The organism is Vibrio sp. SG41-7 (genome assembly GCF_014164465.1).
GTDB classification, from domain to species: domain Bacteria; phylum Pseudomonadota; class Gammaproteobacteria; order Enterobacterales; family Vibrionaceae; genus Vibrio; species Vibrio splendidus.
In genome coordinates, this window is record NZ_JACJFF010000331.1 from 1 (window position 1) to 670 (window position 670).

General features: G+C 46.4%; 1 pseudogene. It reads left to right on the forward strand.

From position 1 onward, the window contains the following. Nucleotides 1–109: 109 nt before the first annotated feature. Nucleotides 110–670 (forward strand): annotated as a pseudogene (locus tag H5300_RS26960) (transposase zinc-binding domain-containing protein); the annotation flags it as partial.

Here is a 670-nt window from a genome sequence, read left to right on the forward strand (position 1 = left end):
TCAAGATAGCGATGCTACGCATCGAGCTAGGGCGCTGTTAATTCATTGATACTCTTATCATTCATAGTACGTTATCCTATCCTTACGTTCCCCTCCTCTAGATTTTTACGTGGTTCAATACTCAGGCCATAGACAGACGTCGCCACCACACACCAAAAGAATTTCTTCCCCGCGCAACGAAACTCCTCTTTGAAAAAGACAACGCTTGGGAAAAGGTGCTTTGGAAACACGCTCAGACTTTTAGTCTCTGGCAAATCACCTGTGTTGAACGAATGTTAGCGTGTGGGACTAACATGATGGGCGCTAAACACTACGATTGTGGTACGCCAGACTGTCCGCATACTAAGGTCATCTGCCAAAGCTGCAAAACGAAGGCTTGCAGTTCTTGTGGCACTAAGTCCACCGAGCAATGGATACATACTCAACTTGATGTCATGCCTGACTGTGAACATCAACACATCACATTCACTATGCCGAGCGAGCTATGGCCTATCTTCGAAGCCAATCCAACACTACTCAATGATTTGTTCTCTCTTGCGGCAGACACGCTGTTAGAGTGGGCAAAAAAGCATGAACTTGAGGTAGGGATATTCGGAGCGCTTCATACTTATGGTCGAGCCCTTAACTGGCATCCACATATCCATTTATCGGTCACTCGTGGAGGCTTAGA